Origin of the sequence: Polynucleobacter sp. MG-28-Ekke-A2 (assembly GCF_035012985.1) — a bacterium.
GTDB lineage: Bacteria > Pseudomonadota > Gammaproteobacteria > Burkholderiales > Burkholderiaceae > Polynucleobacter.
This window is the reverse complement of record NZ_JAYGQU010000065.1, coordinates 1-608: the sequence shown is the minus strand read 5'-3', so window position 1 is coordinate 608 and position 608 is coordinate 1. Positions and strand designations below refer to the sequence as shown.

The following is a 608-nucleotide window of genomic DNA, read 5'->3' as shown; positions in this document are numbered from 1 at the left end:
TTCTAGAGTCAGCAGTAGCCAATCCAGATCAAAGCATTAGCAAACTCAGCATTTTGTCCCCTGACGAGCGGCACACTATTTTGCAAAAGTGGAATGACACTGAGCAACTCCTTGCACCAAAAACACTTCCAGAATTATTCGAGGCTCAGGTTGAGCGTACACCGAATGCTATTGCAGTTACGTTTGAAGATCGCAGTCTTACTTATGCTGAGCTCAATGCAAAAGCCAATCAACTAGCACACTATCTACGTAGCCAAGGGGTCGGCCCTGAAGTGTTGGTTGGCTTATGCATTGAACGTAGCCTAGAAATGATGATTGGGTTGCTGGGAATCATTAAGGCAGGCGGAGCTTACGTCCCCTTGGACCCTGAATATCCCACTGAACGACTAGGCTTCATGCTCCAGGATACCAAGCCTCATATCCTACTGACCCAGGAACATTTAATTACAGTCCTACCCCGTTGCGATAGTCGTTTAATTTGCTTAGATTGCGACTGGGAAATAATTGCTGATAATCCAAACTACAACCCGATCTCAATTACTACCCCAGAAAATCCAGCGTATGTAATTTACACATCAGGCTCGACCGGCAAGCCAAAAGGGGTTGTT

Annotated in this window: 1 protein-coding gene; it reads left to right on the top strand. The window is 45.9% G+C overall.

Translation table 11 applies throughout. From position 1 onward, the window contains the following. A partial coding sequence (locus tag VC188_RS11935) for an AMP-binding protein (protein ID WP_323484111.1) occupies positions 1–608 on the top strand: 608 nt, incomplete at both ends.